Genomic DNA, 4,122 nt, shown 5'->3' on the forward strand with positions numbered 1-4,122 from the left:
CGTGTGTTAGTACCGGGCGCCGGCCGTTCGGCCGTACGCACACGCGTACGGCCGACGGCCGCACGTCGTTGGAGGCGCTGTGAAAGGTAGGTTCGCGTTCCGTGTGCGGGGGAATCGTCCCTCAGCCTTCGCCGAAGGTCACAGCCGAGGCAACTCGAGTGAGCACTGCCGCCGAGACGAACCGTCGCAGAATCCGACGGGCCGTCACGAAATTTTGAGGCCGGCGTCCCGAGTGGCGCCGCCCAGACTCTTCCTGCTATGTGAACTCTTGCCTCGATATACGCGTGATGGTCACTCGCGGGTGCTGAGGCACCGGCTTGCCAGGGTCGGCGACTGCGAGTTCAACGGGCCATGAACCACCTGGGTAGACGCCGACGACATCGGTACTGACGCGTGCTGTCGCGCTGTAGCCCCCCGAACCCTGTACACGAATGTCGACCTCGTAAAGTGCCCGGTCCGTGCCGGTATTGACGATCTCCACGGGCACGGTGAATCCCGCGCTGGTGCGGACAGGGGTATAGACCTTGGCGTCCCCCTTTGAAGCGATTACTTCCTGGGAGTTCTGGTTGACAGCATTGGTCGAGGACGGCTGGGGGCTCGTCGACACTTCTCGGGCGGCGTTGGACGTCCGCTCCTTGTCAATGGAGTCGGCGGAACCCGATGAACCAGCATGGGCGGACGAGCTAATGGCCGGCGCGGAGGTCGCCTGCGTGCCGCCGCAGCCTGCCACGAGGGGGACCGACGCCAACGCCGCGACTGTCAGCGCCGCGACCGGGCCTCGGCCCTTTGTGCGGCCGCGCGAGTCAGGGGGGTCAACTAAAGGGGAGAACATGGTCAACCTGACTTTCGATGAGTCTGGGGGTTCTGACTGGCTTTCATTCAAGCAACCCGTTGGTGCATACAGCCCTGAGGAGACTGCGGGGCTCCACGAGTCTCACTTCGTACGCGGGGCCTGTCTACCGCGCCCATGGAGGGTGCGGCCAGGTCACTGCGCTGATGAAGAGCAGTTCGGCCCTACCGGACAGGAAACAGCAACTGATCGACCTGCCTGGGTGTCTGCACGCGTGAGGCCGCCCAGGTTGGTCGTGTCAGCGGAGTGCGGCGGCCCCGACGAGTTCCTCCAGCACGTCTTCCATGGTGACCAGACCGATGACCGTCCCCTTGCTGCCGGTCACGGCGGCCAGACGGGTGTGGGCGGCGCGCATGGCGGTCATGGCGTCGTCCAGCGGCGTCTCAAGGCCGATCTTGGTGATCGGGTGCAGGGAGGCGCGGGGGAAGTGTTGGTCACGGTGCTCGGCGGCGAGGGCGTCCTTGATGTGGAGGTAGCCGAGCAGCTCGTCTCCGGGGCCGGTGACGGGCAGGCGGGAGTAGCCATGCTCGGAGGCGGTGCGTTCGAGCTGGCGGGGGGTGGTGTCGTGGGCGACGGTGGCCACCCGGGCCAGGGGCACCATGATGTCGCCGACGGGCCGTTTGCCGAGTTCGAGGGCGTCTTGGAGGAGTTCGCCGTCGGCAGGGTCGAGCAGGCCGGCGGCGGAGGAGTCCTTGACCAGGCGGGCGAGTTCGTCGTCGGTGAAGACCGCCGCCACCTCGTCTTTGGGCTCGACCTTCAGTAGCCGCAGGAGGCCGTTGGCGAAGGCGTTGATACCGAAGACCACCGGCCGCAGGGCCCGGGTGACGGCGACCAGAGGTGGGCCGAGCAGCAGTGCGGTCTGAGCCGGGGCGGCGAGCGCGATGTTCTTCGGCACCATCTCGCCGATCAGCATGTGCAGGTAGGTCGCCAGGGTCAGGGCGATGACGAAGGCGATCGGGTGGATCAGGTGCTCGGGTACGCCGAGTGCGTGGAAGGGCGGCTCGAGCAGGTGAGCGATCGCCGGTTCGGCCACTGCGCCCAGGACGAGGGAGGAGACGGTGATGCCGAGCTGAGCGGTCGCCAGCATGGCGGAGAGGTGCTCCAGTGCCCACAGGGCCGCCTTCGCGCGCCGGTTGCCCCTCACCGCAGCGGGTTCGATCTGGCTGCGGCGTACCGAGATCAGGGCGAACTCGGCGCCGACGAAGAAGGCGTTGGTGACCAGGGTGAGGGCACCGATCAGGAGCTGGATCGCGGTCATCGGGCCTCCTCCTCGAAAGCGGTCTTGTCAGTGTCGGCAGTAGGCGCGGGTGCGGTGAGGTGGATGCGGTCGGCGCGGTGGTGGTCTATGTCCAGGACCGTCAGGTCCCAGCCGTCCACGGTGATGGTGTCGCCGGGGGTGGGGATGCGTTCGAGGTGGGTGGCGATCAGGCCGGCCAGTGTCTCGTACGGCCCCTCGAGGGCTTCGAGGCCTATCTCGGCAAGCTGGTCGAGTCGGATCGAGCCGTCTGCTTCCCACATTTTGCGGCCCTCCGGGTCGGGCCTTTCGATCAGGTCGGGGACCTCGTGCGGGTCGTGCTCGTCGCGGACCTCGCCGACGACCTCCTCGACGATGTCCTCGACGGTGGCGACGCCGGCGGTGCCGCCGTACTCGTCGATGACCACGCCCATGGTGCGGGCCAGCCGCAGTCGGCCGAGCAGGGTGTCGACCGGGAGGGAGTGCGGCACCAGCAGGGCGGTGGTCATCAGCTCCGTGACCAGGGTCGTGGCCCGGGCGTCGTCGTCGAGGGCAAGGACGTCACGGATGTGGAGGGTGCCGATGACCTCGTCGAGGGTGTCCTTGTAGACAGGGAAGCGGGAGATGCCGGTGGCCAGGGTGAGGCCGGCGGCATCGGCGGCGGTGGCGTGCACCTCCAGGGCGCGGACGTCCACGCGTGGGGTCATCACGTTCTCCGCGGTCAGTTCACTCAGGTGGATGGTGCGGACGAACAGCTCGGCGGAGTCGGCCTCGATCGCGCCCTGGCGTGCGGAATGGCGGGCCAGTGCCACCAGCTCCTCCGGGGTGCGGGCGTGCGCCAGCTCCTCGGCCGGCTCCATGCCGAACCGGCGCACGACGCGGTTGGCGGTGTTGTTCAGGTGGCGGATCAGCGGGGCGAACGCGGCGGTGAAGGCCCGCTGCGGGCCGGCGACCACCTTGGCCACGGCGACGGGGCGGGAGATCGCCCAGTTCTTCGGCACCAGCTCGCCGACCACCATCAGCACCACCGTCGAGGCCACCACGCCCAGCAGGGTGGCGGTGGTGCCTACCGCTCCTTCGGGCAGGCCGGCGGCGGTCAGCGGGCCGTGCAGCAGGGCGGAGACCGACGGCTCGGCGAGCATGCCGATGACCAGCGAGGTCACGGTGATGCCCAGCTGGGCGCCGGACAGTTGGAAGGTCAGGCGCTTGACGGCCTTCAGCGCGCTGTCGGCGCCGCGTTCACCGGCTGCGACGGCAGCTTCGAGTTCGCTGCGTTCGGCGGTGGTCAGCGAGAACTCGGCCGCAACGAACACCGCGCACGCCAGCGTCAGGGCGAGGGCGAGCAGGAGGAGCAGTAGCTCTGTCACCGTGCCACCCCCGCTCCCGGCTCAACAGTTTTCGGGCTGGGTGTGGCACGGTGGCAACTGGGAGGTTCACCCATTGCGGGTCTGGTGCTCCTTCTCCTTCTCGGCCGGCCGCGGGTGCGGCCGGCAGGTGCTGGTCGGTGAGACAGTGTCACCGACACAATGGTAAAGCGGTCGTAAAAATGCCACTTCGGGCGCCCTGAGCTCCCGACAGCGAGCGCTTTTCAAACTTTCCACCCGAAGGTGCCGCGAGGGCATCACCAGAGCCTGTCCTGCCCCTATTCTTCTACAGCGATGTAGAGGGCATGGGGCGGGTTCCAGCCGGTTGCACGTGCCTGAATGCTGGTCAACTGCCTCTTGGGAGGGGCTTGTCGTGGCTTCGATCGATCTGGACAAGGTGCCGGCAGCTCCCGTCTCCGCGCTCAAGGGCGTCTTCGACCGGAAGGGCGAGCTGCTGAAGGAGGCGTTCGGGATCAAGACTGTCGCCGACCTCGCCGATCTGAAGTACGCCCGCTGGGCGCAGGCGCTGGTCACGCTCGACGTCGCGAAGTAACACCTCTCCGGGCGGGGGGGGGGGGCCGCCCCCCCCCCCCCCCCGCCCCCCCCCCCGGGATTTTTTTTATAAAAAAACAACAAAGGGGAGCGCGCAAGGGGGTTTAAAATATGGGGCGGGG

At 67.8% G+C, this 4,122-nt stretch carries 3 protein-coding genes; 1 reads left to right on the plus strand and 2 read right to left on the minus strand.

From position 1 onward, the window contains the following. Nucleotides 1-1,088: 1,088 nt before the first annotated feature. Together ACNPQM_RS36510 and ACNPQM_RS36515 are read right to left on the minus strand one after the other, a co-directional pair. Nucleotides 1,089-2,108, minus strand: a complete 1,020-nt coding sequence (locus tag ACNPQM_RS36510; RefSeq protein WP_418087334.1) for a hemolysin family protein — start codon at nt 2,106-2,108, stop codon at nt 1,089-1,091. Next, the gene (locus tag ACNPQM_RS36515; protein ID WP_418087335.1) at nt 2,105-3,451 is read right to left on the minus strand and encodes a hemolysin family protein; all 1,347 of its coding nucleotides are present in this window, start codon (nt 3,449-3,451) and stop codon (nt 2,105-2,107) included. Before ACNPQM_RS36515 ends, ACNPQM_RS36510 begins: the two co-directional genes overlap by 4 nt. Nucleotides 3,452-3,821: 370 nt before the next feature. Here ACNPQM_RS36515 and ACNPQM_RS36520 point away from each other — a divergent pair, with 370 nt between their 5' ends. Then, a complete protein-coding gene (locus ACNPQM_RS36520; RefSeq protein WP_358861536.1) occupies nt 3,822-4,001 on the plus strand; it encodes a hypothetical protein in 180 nt (59 codons plus the stop codon). The last annotated feature ends 121 nt before the right edge of the window (nt 4,002-4,122 follow it).

The organism is Streptomyces sp. NPDC056231 (assembly GCF_048270745.1).
In the GTDB taxonomy this organism is placed as follows: domain Bacteria; phylum Actinomycetota; class Actinomycetes; order Streptomycetales; family Streptomycetaceae; genus Streptomyces.